At 67.0% G+C, this 16,555-nt stretch carries 13 protein-coding genes and 1 pseudogene (1 of these 14 cut by a window edge); 7 read left to right on the top strand and 7 right to left on the bottom strand.

All coding sequences use genetic code 11. From position 1 onward, the window contains the following. The first annotated feature begins 85 nt into the window (after positions 1-85). The 5 genes from EI73_RS14995 (at position 86) to rhaS (ending at position 5,099) form a co-directional block, all read left to right on the top strand. Positions 86-427, top strand: a complete 342-nt coding sequence (locus EI73_RS14995) for an L-rhamnose mutarotase (RefSeq protein WP_034388929.1) — start codon at positions 86-88, stop codon at positions 425-427. Between the two features lies 1 nt (position 428). Further along, a complete protein-coding gene (locus EI73_RS14990) occupies positions 429-1,979 on the top strand; it encodes a sugar ABC transporter ATP-binding protein (protein WP_231557383.1) in 1,551 nt (516 codons plus the stop codon). Next, positions 1,976-3,001, top strand: a complete 1,026-nt coding sequence (locus tag EI73_RS14985; RefSeq protein ID WP_034388925.1) for an ABC transporter permease — start codon at positions 1,976-1,978, stop codon at positions 2,999-3,001. The genes EI73_RS14990 and EI73_RS14985 overlap by 4 nt, the downstream gene beginning before the upstream one ends. Then, on the top strand, positions 2,998-4,005 hold the full coding sequence (locus EI73_RS14980; protein ID WP_034388924.1) for an ABC transporter permease: 1,008 nt from the start codon (positions 2,998-3,000) through the stop codon (positions 4,003-4,005). Before EI73_RS14985 ends, EI73_RS14980 begins: the two co-directional genes overlap by 4 nt. 92 nt (positions 4,006-4,097) lie before the next feature. Next, a complete protein-coding gene (rhaS, locus tag EI73_RS14975) occupies positions 4,098-5,099 on the top strand; it encodes a rhamnose ABC transporter substrate-binding protein (protein ID WP_034388922.1) in 1,002 nt (333 codons plus the stop codon). Positions 5,100-5,221: 122 nt separating this feature from the next. Here the strand turns inward: rhaS and EI73_RS14970 are convergent, their stop codons facing one another. From EI73_RS14970 to EI73_RS14940, 7 genes are all read right to left on the bottom strand, one after another. Then, positions 5,222-6,172: an alpha/beta hydrolase gene (locus tag EI73_RS14970; protein WP_051935676.1), complete on the bottom strand. Its 951-nt coding sequence runs from the start codon at positions 6,170-6,172 to the stop codon at positions 5,222-5,224. Positions 6,173-6,298: 126 nt separating this feature from the next. Beyond that, positions 6,299-7,318, bottom strand: a complete 1,020-nt coding sequence (locus tag EI73_RS14965; RefSeq protein WP_034388921.1) for a quercetin 2,3-dioxygenase — start codon at positions 7,316-7,318, stop codon at positions 6,299-6,301. A gap of 120 nt (positions 7,319-7,438) precedes the next feature. Beyond that, the gene (locus EI73_RS14960) at positions 7,439-10,300 is read right to left on the bottom strand and encodes a glycoside hydrolase family 78 protein (protein ID WP_081909119.1); all 2,862 of its coding nucleotides are present in this window, start codon (positions 10,298-10,300) and stop codon (positions 7,439-7,441) included. A 202-nt stretch (positions 10,301-10,502) separates the two neighbouring features. After that, positions 10,503-12,191: a glycoside hydrolase family 3 protein gene (locus EI73_RS14955; RefSeq protein ID WP_051935675.1), complete on the bottom strand. Its 1,689-nt coding sequence runs from the start codon at positions 12,189-12,191 to the stop codon at positions 10,503-10,505. A 48-nt stretch (positions 12,192-12,239) separates the two neighbouring features. Next, positions 12,240-13,067, bottom strand: coding sequence for a carbohydrate ABC transporter permease (locus EI73_RS14950; protein WP_034388919.1), 828 nt, complete (start codon positions 13,065-13,067; stop codon positions 12,240-12,242). Continuing rightward, positions 13,064-13,969: a carbohydrate ABC transporter permease gene (locus EI73_RS14945; protein WP_197050796.1), complete on the bottom strand. Its 906-nt coding sequence runs from the start codon at positions 13,967-13,969 to the stop codon at positions 13,064-13,066. The genes EI73_RS14950 and EI73_RS14945 overlap by 4 nt, the downstream gene beginning before the upstream one ends. A 58-nt stretch (positions 13,970-14,027) precedes the next feature. Continuing rightward, complete coding sequence (locus tag EI73_RS14940; RefSeq protein WP_034388918.1) at positions 14,028-15,302, bottom strand: ABC transporter substrate-binding protein; 1,275 nt, start codon at positions 15,300-15,302, stop codon at positions 14,028-14,030. Between the two features lie 155 nt (positions 15,303-15,457). Here EI73_RS14940 and EI73_RS14935 point away from each other — a divergent pair, with 155 nt between their 5' ends. Next, the gene (locus EI73_RS14935; RefSeq protein ID WP_034388917.1) at positions 15,458-16,219 is read left to right on the top strand and encodes an IclR family transcriptional regulator; all 762 of its coding nucleotides are present in this window, start codon (positions 15,458-15,460) and stop codon (positions 16,217-16,219) included. 86 nt (positions 16,220-16,305) lie between these two features. Beyond that, a pseudogene (locus EI73_RS16095) lies at positions 16,306-16,555 on the top strand (IS3 family transposase) (it continues 747 nt past the right edge of the window).

The following is a 16,555-nucleotide window of genomic DNA, read 5'->3' as shown; positions in this document are numbered from 1 at the left end:
TTGAGCGGTGGTGTTAGATGCGAAAGACAAAGATCACAACCGAGCCGCGCTCCTCCTGTCGTTTCTCCCCCTGTCTGGAGTTCACGTGTCCTCTGACGCATCCCCTCTCCAACGTGTCTGCTTTCTGCTCCAGGTCCGCCCCGACCGCCTGGAGGAATACCGGAAGCGCCACCGTCACGTCTGGCCCGACATGCTCCAGGCCCTTCGCGAGGCCGGCTGGCACAACTACTCCCTGTTCCTGCGTGACGACGGCCTGCTCGTCGGCTACTTCGAGACGCCGGACTTCCAGGCGGCGCTGGACGGGATGCAGGGGCGCGAGGTCAATGTGCGCTGGCAGGCTGAGATAGCCCCCTTCTTCGAGGCCCTTGATGGGAAGAACCCGGACGAGGGCTTCCTGCGCCTGGAGGAGGTGTTTCACCTTGACTGAGGTGATCCCGACCGAAGCTGCCCCCATCCTCGCCCTACACCACGCCAGCAAAAGCTTCGGGCCGGTGCGGGCGCTCGTGGATGTCAGCCTGGAACTCTTCGGCGGCGAGGCGCACGCCCTGCTCGGCGAGAACGGGGCGGGCAAGAGCACCCTGGTCAAGATTCTCGCGGGGGTCCACCGCGCTGACGGCGGCGAACTGCTCGTGAACGGCCAGCCGCGCATCTTCCACGACCCCGCCGAGGCGCGGGACGCGGGCGTCGCCATCATCTACCAGGAACCGACCCTCTTCCCGGACCTGACCGTCGCCGAGAACGTCCTGATGGGCCGCCAACCGCTGAGGGGAGGCCGCATCGACCGGGCCGCCATGCTCGCGCGGGTGGGCGAGATTCTCCAGGAACTCGGCGTGCCGCTTGGTCCGGCGCGGCCCGTGCGCGGCCTCTCCATCGCGGACCAGCAGATCGTGGAGATCGCCAAGGCCCTCTCCTTCCAGGCGCGCGTGCTCATCATGGACGAGCCCACCGCCGCGCTGACTGGGCAGGAGACCGAACGGCTCTTCCGGGTCGTCCGCACGCTGCGGGCGCGGGGTGCGGCGGTGCTGTTTATTACCCACCGACTGGAGGAGGCCTTCGCGGAGTGCCAGCGGTTCACGATCATGCGCGACGGGCGCTGGGTGAGTTCCGGCCCCGCTTCCAAGTACACCATCGACTCCGTGGTGCGGGGCATGGTCGGGCGCGACGTGAGTGAGCTGTACCCCAAACTCAACGTCACGCCCGGTGAAGTCGTTCTAGAGGTGCGCGGCTTGAGTCGGCGCGGCGTCTTCCGGGACATAAGCTTCGACGTGCGCCGGGGAGAAATCGTCGGCCTCGCCGGACTCGTCGGTGCTGGACGCAGCGAGGTCGCCCGCACGATCTTCGGCATCGACCCGCGCGATGGCGGGGAGGTGCGTGTGCGGGGTCAGGCCATCCCCGCCGGGGACACCGTCGCCGCGATGAGGGCGGGGATCGGCCTCGTCCCGGAGGACCGCCGTCAGCAGGGGCTGGTGATGGACATGTCCATCGAGCGCAATGCGACCCTTGCCATCCTCAACCGGCTGCGGCGCGGCTTCCTGATGAACCGAGCGGCGGAATACCAGACCGCGAGCGACTGGACAAGCAAGCTGCGGCTCAAGGCTCACCGCCTCACGGACCCGGTGAGCACCCTCTCGGGCGGCAACCAGCAGAAGGTGGTGCTTGCCAAGTGGCTCGCCACCGGTCCTTCCGTCCTGATCGTGGACGAGCCGACCCGAGGGGTGGACGTGGGTGCCAAGGCGGAGGTCCACCGCACGCTCGCCGAACTCGCCGCAGAGGGCCTCGCCGTCGTGATGATCTCCTCGGACCTCCCGGAAGTGCTGGGGATGGCCGACCGCATCCTGGTGATGCGCGAGGGCGAACTCGTCGGCGAACTCCCGCGGCATGAGGCGTCGGAGGAAGCTGTGATGTACCTGGCGACCGGCCAGGGGACCGTGACCGGGCAAAAGCCAGCAATGGCCGCAAGGGGTGGTGGGGCGCCATGACTGAACTCTCTTCTCCTGGCAGCCCTCCCGCGGTCGCGCCAAACCTGCTGACGCGCCTGTTTCGCGCCCGCGAGGCCAGCCTGATCCTGATCCTGCTGGCGCTGATCGCGGTTACCGCCGCCATCAACCCGCGTTTTCTGAGCCCGCAGAGCCTGCGTGACCTGGCGCTGAACGTCTCCATTGTCGTGCTCGTCGTGGTCGGGCAGACCCTGGTGCTGCTGATGAAACATGTGGACCTCAGCGTGAGCAGCATCCTCGGCCTCACGGCCTTCCTCACCGGCTCACTGTTCGTCGCGAACCCCGGCATGCCGATCCCGCTGGCCTTCCTTGCGGGGCTGGGCATCGGAGCCCTGCTCGGAGCGGTGAACGGCCTGCTCGTCGCGTACGGCAAGGTTCCCGCACTTGTCGCGACCCTCGGAACGTTGTACGTGTTCCGCGGGCTGGACTATGCCATCGTCCACGGCGGGCAGATCACAGCAAGCAACCTACCCCCGGCGTTCAGTGCGTTTGCGAGCGGCAGCATCCTGGGCGTGCCGTACCTCGTGCTGCTCGTCCTCGCCGTGATGGTTGGGTTCAGCGTCTACCTGCGCTCGTACCGCTCGGGCCGTGAGTACTACGCAGTGGGCTCCAACGTGGAGGCGGCCCGGCTGGCGGGAATCAACGTAGATCGCCGCGTCCTGACGGGCTTCATCCTCTCCGGAGCCATCGCGGGACTCGCGGGCGTGCTGTACCTGGCGCGCTTCGGCACGGTGGATGCGGCGGCAGGGACTGGACTGGAACTCCAGGTCATTGCCGCAGCGGTGGTCGGCGGCGTTGCCATCACGGGCGGCGTGGGCACCATCGCCGGGGCAGGGATCGGCGCCCTGCTGCTGGGCGTGATCGGCAGCGCCCTCGTCGCGCTGCGCGCTCCCGCCTTCTGGCAGCAGGCCATTCAGGGTGCCCTGCTGCTGCTCGCGATCAGCGTCGACATCGTTCTTGCCCGCCGTGCGGCCCGCGCGCTGCAGGAAAGGAGCCACCGATGAGTACACCGCTCAGGCCCGCGCGCAGCCTGCTGGGCTGGGACGCCACGATCATCGCCCTCGTTGCCGCCGCGCTGCTGCTGGGGTCCAGGCTCTCGGACGCCTTTCTGACCGGCGCGAACCTCTCGAACCTCACGTCGAATCTGGTGGAGATCGCCCTGATCTCCCTCACGATGACGCTGATCATCATCGTCGCGGAGATCGACCTGTCCGTCGCGTCCATCGTGGGCATGTGCAGCGCGATGCTGGGCGTGTTGTGGGCCGCGCACGTGCCGATGCCGCTGGCGATCCTGCTCACGCTGGCGCTGGGCGCACTCGCCGGCTCCGTGAACGGCCTGCTGGTAACTCGGCTGGGGCTGCCCTCGCTGGCGGTCACCATCGGCACACTGGCGCTGTACCGCGGCCTCGCGTACGCGCTGCTGGGGGACCGGGCGGTAGCGGACTTCCCCCCCTTCTGGACTAACCTGGGCTTCGGTCTGGTGCCCGGCACGCAGATTCCAATTCCCATCGTGGCGTTCGTCATCCTCGCGGTCATCACCGCCGTCGTCCTGCATGCCACCCCCTTCGGGCGCTCGCTGTACGCCATCGGCGCGAACGAGGTCGCGGCACGCTTCGCGGGGTTGCGGGTCGAACGCACCAAGCTGCTGCTGTTCGTCCTCTCGGGCCTGATGAGTGGCTTCGCAGGCATCATCTACACCTTCCGCTTCTCCAGCGCCCGCGCCGACAACGCGGTCGGCCTGGAACTCTCGGTCATTGCGGCGGTGCTGCTGGGCGGCGTGAGCATCTTCGGCGGGCGCGGCAGCGTGATCGGCGTGATTGCCGCCGTGTTCCTGATCGGCATCATCCAGAACGCCCTGACCCTCGCGGACGTCCCAAACGAGATTCTGACCATTGTCACCGGCCTGCTGCTGATCCTCTCCGTCCTGGGGCCCAACCTCGCTGCCCGCGTGAAGGCAGCGCGTCAGAAACGCAACGCCCTCACGCAGTCGAAAGGGGGCGCGCCGTGAGTCCCTGACTTCGCCTGCTCCAGCCCAGTGCGTTTGCCCTGCTTCCCCTTCTGCCTGCTCACCCCCCGTCCTTGATCTCCCGGAGGAATGCCATGCACCACCGCAAAGTCCTGCTCGCCGCCCTGACCCTTGCCCTCGGTGCCGCCGCCGTCGCCGGCGCGCAGACCGCCATCAAGAAGGGTCTCACCATCGCCTTCCTGCCCAAGCAGGTTAATAACCCTTACTTCACCACCGCCTGGAAGGGTGGGCAGGCGGCCATCAAGGAGTTCGGGGGCGTCGGCAAGCAGGTGGGGCCCTCGGACGCGGGCGCAAGCAGCCAGGTGAGCTACATCAACACCCTGCTGGCCCAGCGCCAAAACGCTATCGTGCTGTCGGCCAGCGACCCGAATGCGCTGGTGCCGTACCTCAAACGTGCCATGAGTCAGGGCGTAAAGGTCGTGACCTACGACAGCGACGTGGCGGTCGGCGGGCGTAACCTGTTCGTCAGCCAGGCGGACGCGGACACCATCGCGCGGGACCAGGTGAAGCTCCTCGCAAGGCAAATCGGCAACAAGGGCGAGATCGCCATCCTGTCGGCCACGCCGAACGCCACCAACCAAAACGCCTGGATCAAGATTATGCAGGACGAGCTGAAAAAGCCGCAGTACAAGGACATGAAGCTGGTCAAGATCGCTTACGGCAACGACGACGACCAGAAGTCCTTTACCGAGATGCAGGGCCTGATGCAGGCTTACCCCAATCTCAAGGGCGTGATCTCGCCCACGACGGTCGGCATCAGCGCCGCCGCGCGCTACCTGTCGGGCAGCCCCTATAAGGGCAAGGTGGCCCTGACCGGCCTGGGCACGCCCAACCAGATGCGGCAATTCGTGAAGGACGGGACGGTGCAGGCGTTCGCCCTGTGGAACCCGGAAGACCTAGGCTACCTCGCCGCCTACGCTGCGGGCGCGCTCGCCAGCGGGCAGATCAGCGGCAAGGCGGGCGAGAAGTTCACCGCCGGGCGGCTCGGCCAGCGCACCATCGGCAAGGACGGCGTGATCGTCCTGGGGCCCTTGACGGTGTTTGACAAGAGCAACATCGACAAGTTCAACTTCTGAGCCTTCCACGTCCCGCAGGTCGGCTGTCCGCTCCTCCAGCGAACTGCCCTTGCGCCCGCCGTCCGCTGGGCATGCAGGCGGGAGCCGTTCACCCGAGCAAAACTGCCCTGCCTGAGCGCCCGTCACAGGCAGCGTTCCACCAGGGACAGCGCACGGGCGGCGGGGTGTTCAGGCGACCGAACGGACTGGAGGAAGGCCAGCAGCGGGTCAGCCAGCGATTCGTCACCGGTCCCCAGACTCAGCACCGTGGAGAGGTGGTTGTGTCCGGGCACCTGGAAAAAGCGCGGCAGCATGCCGAACTTCTCCCCGTAGGCCGAGAGGAACTTGACGCTGGGCCGCTCAATCTCCTCCGGATCGTACTCCGCCGTCATGAACAGCAGGGGCACCGTCTCTCCCCGGTACGCCCGCAGCAGGCCGAGGGGAGCATTCGCATCGATCTGCTCGGGCTGCGCCCCGAAGTACGCCTTGGTGACCTGCTCGCGCGGACCGTCATAGGGCAGGGTGCAGGGCACCGACAACAGCACCGCGGCGGCCACCTCATCCCGGGGTTGCCGCGCCTGGTCGAACAGGTAGGTGGCGACGTGCACGCCGCCTGCCGAGTTCCCGAAGAGAGTCAGGCATTGGGGATCGCCCCCGTAGTCCGCCACATGCTCGTGGGCCCAGCCCACCACCCGGGCCACGTCCTCCCCGCCCCCGGGAAAACGGACGTGGGGCACCAGACGGTAGTTCGCCAGAACCGCGACGAAACCGTGCCGGGCGAGGAAGGTGCCCAGGTTGGCGTACACCAGGCCGCCCGATTCAGGCAGCGTCTTGTCCCCCGTCCACAGGCCCCCACCGTGGAAGAACAGCACCACAGGATGGGCACCCGGCGTCCGGGGTTGATACACGTCCAGGCGGTGCCGTTCATCCGGCCCGTAGGGGAGGTCGAGGGTGACGCGGATGTTCTCGTTGGGCTGGTCCCGGTGCACCGGGAGGTAGGCGGCAAGGGTTGCGTCGGCGATCCCCTTGTTCCAGGTCGTCCCGAAGCGGGCGATCAGGTCGTGGGCAGGGGTGAAGCTTTGGGATTGGGACATGGCAGTATCCTTGACTCAGGGGAGCTGGGGTAACGGTCAGAGCCGCCCCAGCAGCAGGCGTGCGGGGCCGGGAACAGGGGGATGGCGGGGGTCGGAGCTCAGCGCGGCAGCTCCTTCCCCCGGGTGTCACGAGACGAACGAGATGTCGAGGGTCTCCTCGGCGCGGGCGAGGTCCGGCTGATCCCCTGGGGCGGGCGACTGGTCGGGGAAGACGGGATACGCCCACGGCTCACCCGCCGCCGCGAAGAGCCCCTCGATCCCCGCCTTCGCGTTCATGGAGAGGAAGCGGGTGCTGCCGCCCTCCAGTCCATAGCTGTGAACGCACCCGGCGGGGATGTTGACGCTATCCCCGGGGTACACCAGGCTCTCCGCGCCGTCCAGTGTCACCCGCAACCGCCCGTTCAGGACGTACAGCACCTCGTGCGTTTCCCGGTGGACGTGGGCAGGCATCCGTGCTCCTCGCGGCCCCTCGATCACGGCCATGCCGAGTGCCCCACTCGTCTGGGCGCTCCCCGCAAGGACCGTGCACATCTGCCCCAGCATCACGTGCCTCTCGCCGGTATCCGCCTTCAGGAAGTACGACCGCTCCTCCTCGGGCAGGGTGTCGTCAGGGCGGTCCGTCTGAGCCGGGAAGGGCGTCAGGTCGCGGCGGAACGTCACGTCGTGCAGTTCCTGTGCCCGGCCCAGCCGCTCGAATGGAGGCGGGGTGGTATCGACCGGGGGGAAGGCCGGACCCCGGTAGGGGTTGGAGGTGAACACGAAGAACTCCTCCCAGCCGCCAGGGGTGATCACGCCGACCGTCTCGGTGTAGTTGCCCAGAAACTGGTAGGCGTGTGCGGTGCCCGGAGCGACATAGGCAAAATCGCCGGGGTTCAGGACGCGGCTTTCCCCGTCGGCCCAGAGCTGCATCTGACCGCGGGTGACGAAAAAGGTGTCGCGCGCCCCCCGGTGGGAGTGGAAGGGGATGGGGTTGTCCTTCGGGCCTAGAACGGCGACGACGGCGAGCGAACCGTTCGATTGCGCGCCACCCACGAGGATGCGGGTGGTCTGGCCGAGCAGCACACCAGAGGTGCCGCCCCCGGCTTCTAGGACGTAAGGCGCGGTTGTGGCGGGCAGGATGGTCGTCTCGGGGGAAGTGGAAGTCATAGCAGCTCCTTGGCAATGAGGCAGTCTTCTGGACGGTGGGCACTCACGAGCCCCTGGAACATCTCGGAGGGTTCAGGAAGGGAGCGTCGTTCGAGTCATGGGGACATCCAGGAGGGCGGATCAGGCTGAGATGAGGCCGCGCGCCCGATTGAGCCGGTCGAAGATGGCCTGCACGTCCGGCGTGAGGGTCTTGTTCTCTGCCGAGAAGCCCAGGACCACGGCCAGGGGGAGCTTCCGCAGGCCACTGCCCGGCTTCAGGGCAGCGGCGAGCGGGGGGTGCTTCTCCTGGGCCAGTGCCAGGACCGCGTTCAGGGCCTCCTCGTCGTCCCACAGATCGACCAGCGGCAGGCCGAGGGTCAGGGGGGGCAGGCTGCGCTGGGGAGAGCGGTACGGGCGCTCCCAGCGGTGCTCACCAGACAGGACCTCCAGCGGCATGTCCTCCTCGCCGGGCAGGATCACCGTGGCCGACGTGTTCGGCGGGAGGACGGCCTCCAGCGTGAAGGTATCCCCCGAGATGGTCCACGCCACGCTCGCCTCCCCATAGGGCGTGACGTGCCGCGCGGACGCGGAGGTGAGGCCGCCCCCGGGGAGGGGCCGAATCGTCATCCGCCGGTAGCCCGGTCCGGCAGGGGCGAGGCCCGCCACCGTGCGGTGCAGCCAGTCCGCCACCGCCCCGAGAGCGTAGTGGTTGAAGGAGGTCATCTCGCCCGGGTTGATGGAGCCATCGGGCAGCATGGAGTCCCAGCGTTCCCAGATGGTCGTCGCGCCCATCGTCACGGGGTACAGCCACGAGGGGTTCTCGCGCTGCATCAAGAGGCGGTAGGCCGCGTCCGCCCGGCCCGCCTCCGTGAGCGCGTCGCAGATCAGGGGCGTCCCGACAAAGCCGGTGAGGATGCGGTAGCCGCCGTCCCGGACGAGTTTGGCGAGGCGCTCGCCCGCCTGAACACGCTGCGCCACGTTCGGCAGCAGGTCGAAGGCGAGGGCCAGGGTGTAGGCCGTCACTGCGTCGCTCATCATCCGCCCGTCGGGCGTGACGTACCGCCGCGCGAAGGCGGCGCGAACTTCGGCGGCGAGGGCGGCGTAGTGCCGGGCGCGGTCCTCCTGGCCGAGGACGGCGGCAGCCTGCGATACCAGACCCGCGGACCGGGCGAAGTACGCCGTGGCGACGATCTCCGCGTCGGTCTTCGCTGCGCCGGGCTGGTCGGGCGGCGCGGTGGGGTCCAGCCAGTCGCCGAACTGGAAGCCCTGGTCCCACACGCGGGCCGGGCCGCAGTGCCGGTCGAGAAAGTCCACCCAGGCGCACATGCTGGCAAACTGCCGGGCCAGCACGTCCCGGTCGCCGAACCGCTCGTACAGCACCCAGGGTACGATAACCGCGGCGTCCGTCCAGGCGGCGGCGGGCACCATCGACCGCTCGCCCTGAATATTCGGCACGATGAAGGGCGGCACGCCCTCCTCACTCTGCTCGGCGGCCACGTCCCCCAGCCAGGAGGTCAGGAAGCCGTCCACGTCGTAGAGAAAGGAGGCGGTGGGCGCGAACACCTGAATATCTCCCGTCCATCCCAGGCGCTCGTCGCGCTGCGGGCAGTCGGTCGGAATGTCCAGGAAGTTGCCCCGCATCCCCCACACCACGTTTTCGTGCAGCTTATTGACGAGGGGGTCGGAGCACTCGAACCAGCCGGTGCGTTCAAGGTCGGAGTGGACGACCACGGCAGTGACATCCTCCGGCGAGAGATCGCCCGGCCAGCCCTCGATCTCGGCGTAGCGGAAGCCGTGGAAGGTGAAGCGCGGCTCCCAGGTCTCCTCTCCCCCACCTTTCAGGGTGTACTGGTCCATGGCCTGTGCGGTCCGCAAGGGCCGGGTGCCGAGTTCGCCGTGTTCAAGCACCTCCGCGTGCCGGAGCGTGACGGTCTGCCCCGCCTCACCCCGGACGGTGAAGCGCACCCACCCCACGAGGTTCTGCCCGAAGTCCACCAGAGTCTTCCCGGAGGGTGACTGGAAGATGGAGGTGGGCGCGACCAGCTCGGTGCGACGGACGGGAGGACCCTCGGGGGCGATCAACGTCCTCAGGTCCCGCTCGACGATGTGGACAGCTTGCCAGGCGGTGTCATCGAATCCGGGTTGAGCCCACTCCACGGGTTCCAGACGCGCGTCGTAGCACTCCCCGTCGTACAACTCCGAGGAAAGGATGGGCCCGCGGGCGGCCCGCCAGTCCTCGTCAGTCACCACCCGGTCGACCGTCCCATCGGCGTACCGAAGTTCGAGTTGTGCGAGGAGGGCGAGGCGGTCGCCGTAGATGTTGCGCTGCCCGCCCGAGAAGCCGAGCCGCCCGCGATACCAGCCGTTCCCGAGCATCACGCCCAGGGCGTTGCGTCCCTCACGTAGCAGCGAGGTCACGTCGAAGGTCTGGTAGCGCAGGCGATGATCGTAGCTCGTCCAGCCGGGCGCGAGGACATGATCGCCCACCCGCTCGCCGTTGAGCTGGGCCTCGTACACGCCTAGCGCTGTGATGTACAGCCGCGCGGCCGTCAACCCGCCCCGCACGTCGAACTCCCGCCGCAAAAGGGGGGCCGGTCCTTCCGTGAACTCGGGCGTGACGAAATGGGCCGTCCAGTCCTCAGAGTGGAACAGTCCAGCCTCCACGGCCAGGGGCACGCTCCAGTCGGTGGGCATCTCCTCCGTGTTCCAGGCCCGGACCCGCACTTGCACCCGCTCCCGGGAAGTTAGTGGGGCGAAGGGCCAGGGGACCAGCACGGCGTCGGGTGAAGGAATGCGGCCAGAGGTGTGGGTACCCTGCTCGTCCTGGCATTCAATCTCGTACCCGGACTGCACCCAGCCGGGCGAGGCCGACCTGACCCGCCAGGAGAGCCGCGGCGTGGGTGAGGCGACCCCCAGGGCGTCGTCACGCCGTTCAGCCCGGAGGTGGGTGATGGACGCTGTGCCTGGACCAGTCTCTTCAGTGGGTAGCGAGGTTTGGGTCACGATCGGTCTCCTGGAGACGTGGAGGAGGGAGGGGCGGAGGGCCGCCCGACTGGACGGCGTGCCTCGAACCACTCGAAGAACGCGGGCGTGGCGGGTTCGTTCCTGTTGGCGTACAGCGCGAAGGAGACGCCCTTAAAACCTCCCGCCACCCCCAGGCCGGGGTGAAGGACACTCAGGGTGGAAAGGTGCCGCGGCCAGCGGGTCATCTCTCCACCACGAGCTTGTGCCACTCCCGAACCGGGCGCAGGGCGGAGCACGCGTCCACCGGACTCACGCCCTGGAACGGCTGCTGACCAGTGAGGGCACGCACCACCGCCTCCTGCACGGGCAGGACCGGCGAGTAGGCGTTGACCAGCGTCTGGCAGCGCGGCGCGTCGTGGGCGTAGTGCGGCGTGCCCAGGGAGATGATGGCGGTCGGCAGCACGTCCCAGAACCGTTCCATCGCCCGGAAGGGGTTGCCATGCAGTTCCACCCAGTCCAGCCGCAGGTCCGGCGTGACCATCAGCGCCTCCTCCGCGACCACGTACAGCAGCGCGTCGTAGAGGTCGGGGCTGACATGCGTCTGAGGTGTGTAGAGCGTGACCTCAAACCCCATCCCGTCCAGCAGTTCGGGGACCCGCAGGTCCGGCAGCGGAAAGCCCAGCCCGTTCCTGCGCTGGGGTTGCCGGATGATCAGCAGGCGGCGGTGCCGCGCGGGGTCGAGCGGCAGGAGGTGTTGGGTGTCAGACACCAGGGTCACCGCCCGCGCCGCGCAGTCCTCCGCCCAGGCCAGATGGTCCGGGGCGCGGAGCGTGCCGAGGTCCGGCAGGGCCGTGCTCTTGTGCAGGCCCAGGGACGCCTTGAGGGCCAGGACCCGCGTGATCGCCTCCTCCACCCGCGCCTCACTCAGCCGCCCGTCCTGCACGCCCCGGCACAGGAACTCCAGGTCGCGCTCCACGTCGGTGGGAAACAGCAGGATGTCGCACCCCGCCGCGATGACCTGCGGCACGAGCTTCTCGCGTGGTCCCTGCGAGGTGAAGCCGCCCATCTCGGTGGCGTCCGAGACCACCACGCCGTTAAAGCCCAGCTCGTCCCGCAGCAGCGTGGTCGTCAGCAGCGGGGAGAGGGTGGCGGGCAGGTCCGCCTCGTCCGGTCGGCCCCTGGCGTGGGCGTAGGCGGGCAGGGTGATGTGCCCGGGCATGACGATCTTCACGCCCGAGGTGATCAGGTGCCGGTACACCGCCCCGTAACTCGCCTCCCAGGCGGGAAGGTCCAGCGTGTTCTCACTCGTGACGAGGTGCTGGTTGCGATAGTCTATCCCGTCCCCGGGCCAGTGTTTGGCGCAGGCGGCGACCCCCTCGGCCTGAAAGGCGCGGATGGCCGCCTCGCAAAAGGCTGTCACCCGCGCCGCATCGCTGCCGAAGGAGCGGGTATTCACGATGGGGTTCAGGGGATTGAGGTCCAGGTCCGCGACCGGGGAGAACGTGCAGTTGAAGCCGACCGCGCGGCCCTCGCGGCCCAGGACCCGGCCGAAGTGCTCGGCGAATGCGGGATCGTCCGTCGCCGCCACCGCCATCTGGTTGGGGTAGGGCGTGCCCGCCGGGCCGCCGACCGAGGCGAGTTCGCCGCCTTCGAGGTCGGTGCTGAGGAGCAGAGGGACGCGGCTGCGTTCTTGCAGATACTCCGCTGAGTCCCGCAGGGCGTGAGGGTCGAGGGAGGCGAACCGGGAGATACCGCCCACACCAAGTGCCAGGAAGCGGTCCAGTTCCTCACGTTCCAGGCGAAAACTCAGCGGGATCAGCAGTTGGGCGAGCTTCTCGTGCAGACTCAGGGCGTCGCGGGTGCGGGTGACCCAGGCCTGCGCCTCATCGTCGAGGAAGAAAGGGGATGCACTCAGGTCGGGAAGCGTCATGGGTGACCTCGGGGAGAGCGGGGGGGTGTGAGGCGAGCAGGGCCATCCTTACCCCTTGACGGCACCGCTCAGCACGGCGGAGGTAAAGAGCCTGCGGGCAAACACGAACAACAGCAGCACGGGCAGGGTGGCCAGCGACAGGCCGAGCATGAGCGCCCCGTAATCCACGGTGTTCCGTGTGGAGAGGGCATTCAGGAAGAGCGGCAGCGTGAAGCTTTCCGGCGTGTTTAGCACCACCAGCGGCCAGAAGTAGGAGTTCCACTGGAACAGGAACACGAACACGGCGAGGGACGCGAGGGTAGGGCGGACGGCGGGTAGCGCGATGTGCCAGAACACCCGCCATTCGTTCGCGCCGTCAATGCGGGCGGCCTCCGCGAGTTCCTGCGGAAAGCTCAGGAAGCCCTGTCGCATGTAGAACAGCGCGAACGGCGAGGCGATCGCCGGCAGAATGACCGCCCAGTACGTCCCCAGTACGTGCAGGTCCGCCAGCAGCTTGAACACCGGGATGATCGTGACCTGCGCCGGAACGAACAGCGTGAGCAGGATGATGCCGAACAGGATCCCCCCGACCCGTGACTTGAAGCCGGTCATGGCGTACCCGCCCAGGGCGCTGAGCAGCAGCGTGAGCAGGGTGGTGACGGCGGCAAGGAAGACGGAGTTGAACGCGGCGCGTAGGAAGCCCTCCTCAATCAAGGTGCGGAGGTTGGGCAGCAGCGCACTCCCGATGTTCCAGCGGGGCGGGAGGGCCAGCACATCGCTGGCCGGACGGGTCGCGGAAGCGAACATCCAGACGAAGGGGAACAGGGCTGCGAGAGCGCCCAGAGCCATCAGGGTCAGGAGCAGCCACTGGGCGGGACCGAACCGCTCGCGTCTCATGCGTTCCTCCGAACGGCCAGGACCTGCACAAACGCGACGAGTCCGGCCAGGAGGACAATGACCCAGGCGACGGCGCTGCCGTAGTTGTGGTCGAAATTCTGGAAGGCGACGCGGTACAGGTACAGGCCCAGCGTGAGTGTCCCGTCTGCTGGCCCGCCGCCCGTCAGGACCTGCACCTCGTCAAACAGGTTGATGGTCGCGAGCGTCGACATGATCGCCGTGAACAGCAGCACCGGACGCAGGGACGGCAGTGTGATGTGCCAGAAGACCTGCGGGTTGGTCGCCCCGTCGATCTCCGCGGCCTCATACAGTTCCTTTGGCACGCTCTGAAGCGCGGCGAGGTAGATCAGGACGTTGAAGCCGACGGCACGCCACAGCAGCACGCCGCTGATCGACACCTTCGCCCACCAGGGATTCGAGATCCACGGCACCCCCGCGAGTCCCATGGCCTTCAGCATGAAGTTGATCACGCCGAGGTCCTCGTTCAGGAGTGTGCGGAACAAAATGCCCGCGGTGGCGAGGCCCATGACGGTGGGCAGGAAGTACGCGCTTTGAAAGAGCCCACTGAGGGGAAAGCCGGGGCGGTTGAGCAGGTACGCGATGCCGAGCGCGATGGACAGGGTCAGCGGAACCTGCATCACGAAAAACAGTGCGGTGTTGATTGCGGCCGTGCGAAAGACTTCGTCACCCGCGAGACGCTGGTACTGCGCCACGCCCACGAACTTGTCCACGCCGTCCAGGTTGCGCTGAAAGGACAGCAGCAGCGACTGCGCGATGGGAAGCAGCATGAACAGCGTCAGCAATGCCAGCACCGGCAATGCGAACAGCCACGGTGCCGCGTTGAAACGCCGAGGGCGTCTTGGTCGAAGCGCGGGACGGGCCGTGGTGGACAGGTCGGTCATGACGGACTCCTCTAGGTTGACGAGGTCGCTGCGACAGCGGCCCCGTTCCTGTCGAGCGTTACTTGGCGAGGTCCCGGCCAGTCTGGTTGGCGAGGTCGCGTGCAGCCTTGCCAAGTGTTTCGGCGACGGGCGCTCCATTGAGAACAGCACCTTGTGCCGTCATTACCGCCTGGCGCGCGGCGTTTGAGTCGGTGGTGTAGCGCAGGTACGGCAGTTTGCCTTGCCCGGCAATGAAGACTGAAGCGTAGTTCGGGGTGGCGAAGTAAGCGTTCCGGAGGTTGAGTTTGTCACTGCCCGGCAAGTACGCGTTCAGCGCGCCCGGGTTAAACCCGCGTCGTTGGCCGCCGACGGTGGCAAGCCACTCCACGAACGCCAGCGCGACGTCCTTGCTCTTGCTGGCTTGCGCGACGGTCGCGTACGTCGTGCCGAAGTCGGCCGGCTGCGGCTTGCCGAACCCCGGCAGCGGCGCGACGCCCCAGAGGCCCTTCTGTTCGGGAACGATGACTTGCAGCAGGTTCGCCATGAAGGCCGGCGCGAGAATCGTGGCGCTCCGGTTCGCCTTCCAGGAGCCGACGGTCGTGTCGATCGCTCGGGATTGCAGCAGGATCTTCTTATCCCACATCTCCTTGAGGGTCGCCAGGGCCTTCTGGGCACCAGCGGAGTTGATGGTGATCTCCCCATCCTTGTTAAAGTAATACCCACCGGTCGCCTGCTGCATCATGGTGCGTAGCATCAGGTCATCGGAGAAAAAGTCACTCGCCGTCATCTTAATGTCCGGGTCCATCTTCTGAAGCTTGACGCCCGCAGCGATGTAGTCGTCCCACGTCTTGATGGTGGCAGGGTTGATGCCCGCCTTCTTGAACAGATCCGCACGGTAGAACATCGCGGTGGTGCTGTTGTCCAGTGGGAGGCCGTACACCTTGTTATTGACGGTCCCGCCCTGCCAGTGACCCTTCGAGAAGCCGCCCTGGTACTTCTTCACCTTCGCGGTAAGGTCCATCAGCAGGTTCGGAAAGCGGCGCACCACGAACTCCAGGTCGGCACCTTCGATCTGCATCACGTCCGCTGGCATCTGGTTCGCGGAGGCGCTGGTCGTGATCTTCTGCCGCAGGTCCGAGGCGCCGACAGGAACGAGCGTCACCTTCACCTTCGGGTACAGCTTCTCGAAGGCGGGCAGCCAGCCCTTCATGACATCGGCCTTGTTCGTCATGTACGTGATTTCGCCGGTCAGGCTCGGGTTGCCCTTCAGCGGGTCAGTGCGGGGGGTGCTCTGGGCAGCGGCGAGGCCAGCAAGCAGGACGGTCAGGGTGAGGCCGGGCGCAAAACGCTTCATAGTTCCTCCTAGGAAAGGGCTGCCGTGGACGGGCGACGCCTCGTCCGGCGCAAGCGGTATGGCTTGTCGTGTGCCTTCACTATGTGGAACGAACGGCCGGTGAACAACCCCTCTGTTTCATATAATGAAACACAGAGCGGATCTTGGAGGAGCGCATGCTGGGAACGCTGGAAAAGGCCGGACAGGTGCTCGATCTGTACTCGGACGAACAGCCGGAGTGGGGGGTGACGGAGGTGGCCACCGCGCTGGGCATCCCCAAACCCAGCGCGCACCACCTGCTTGCCTCGCTCGCCGAAATCGGCCTGCTGCAACGTACAACCAACCGGCACTACCGTCTGGGGTACCGGGCCCTCGCTCTCAGCCGGATCGTGCTGCAAACCACCCCCTGGCGTGATTCTGCCGAGCAGATCCTGCACGATCTCGTGCGGGAATTTGGCGAGACCGTGCAACTGGCCGCCCTGGATGGTAAGCGGCTCGTGTGTGTCGCCCGGGTGGGGGGAACGCAGCCCGAAAGCGTCCAGATCGCAGAAGTTGGGAGCAGCATTCCACCGCATTGCAGCTCGAATGGCAAAATCCTGCTCGCCTTCAGTTCCACGGAACGGACCATGCAGGTCTTGGAAAACCAGCACCTGAACCGCTTTACAGAGAACACGATCGTGACGCACGACGAACTGGCCTCCGAACTGGAGCGGGTTCGTGCGCAGGGCTTCGCGTACGACGTCGGCGAGTACCGTCATGACGCCTGTTCCGTCGCCGCCCCGATTCGCAATCACCTGGGTGATGTGGTGGCGTCACTAAGTCTCGCAGCACCCGCTCCCCGCTTTTACGCGCGGAAGGCCGCGTACCGGACGGCGGTGATTCGTGTTACGGAGCGGCTGTCCATCCGTATCGGCTACAATCCCTCCCTGTTCACCTAGTACTAGGTACTACGGCCGCACTTGGTAATGGTCTTGTTAGGGTTTTGTGGAGGGGGAGTTCGGGTTGATCCAGACTGGAGACAGCCATGACTACCCCCCGGCAGCAATACACCGCCGAGTTCAAGCAGGAGGCCATGCGACTGGTTAAATCTACGGGCAAGAGTTGCGCCCAGATCGCCCGCGACCTCGGTGTTCCCGCCCACGACGTCGTTCGCTGGAAAAAGCAACAGGAGGTGCAGGAAGTCGCAGGACGCCCCGTAGTCACGGGGCGCGGTGTCGCGGCCCGCTCTGAACAGGAAGAACGGATCAAGCACCTCGAGCGTGAACTCGAGATTG

This window comes from Deinococcus sp. YIM 77859 (genome assembly GCF_000745175.1).
Lineage (GTDB): Bacteria > Deinococcota > Deinococci > Deinococcales > Deinococcaceae > Deinococcus.
The sequence above is the reverse complement of the archived record's forward strand: the minus strand, read 5'-3'. Positions and strand labels throughout refer to the sequence as shown.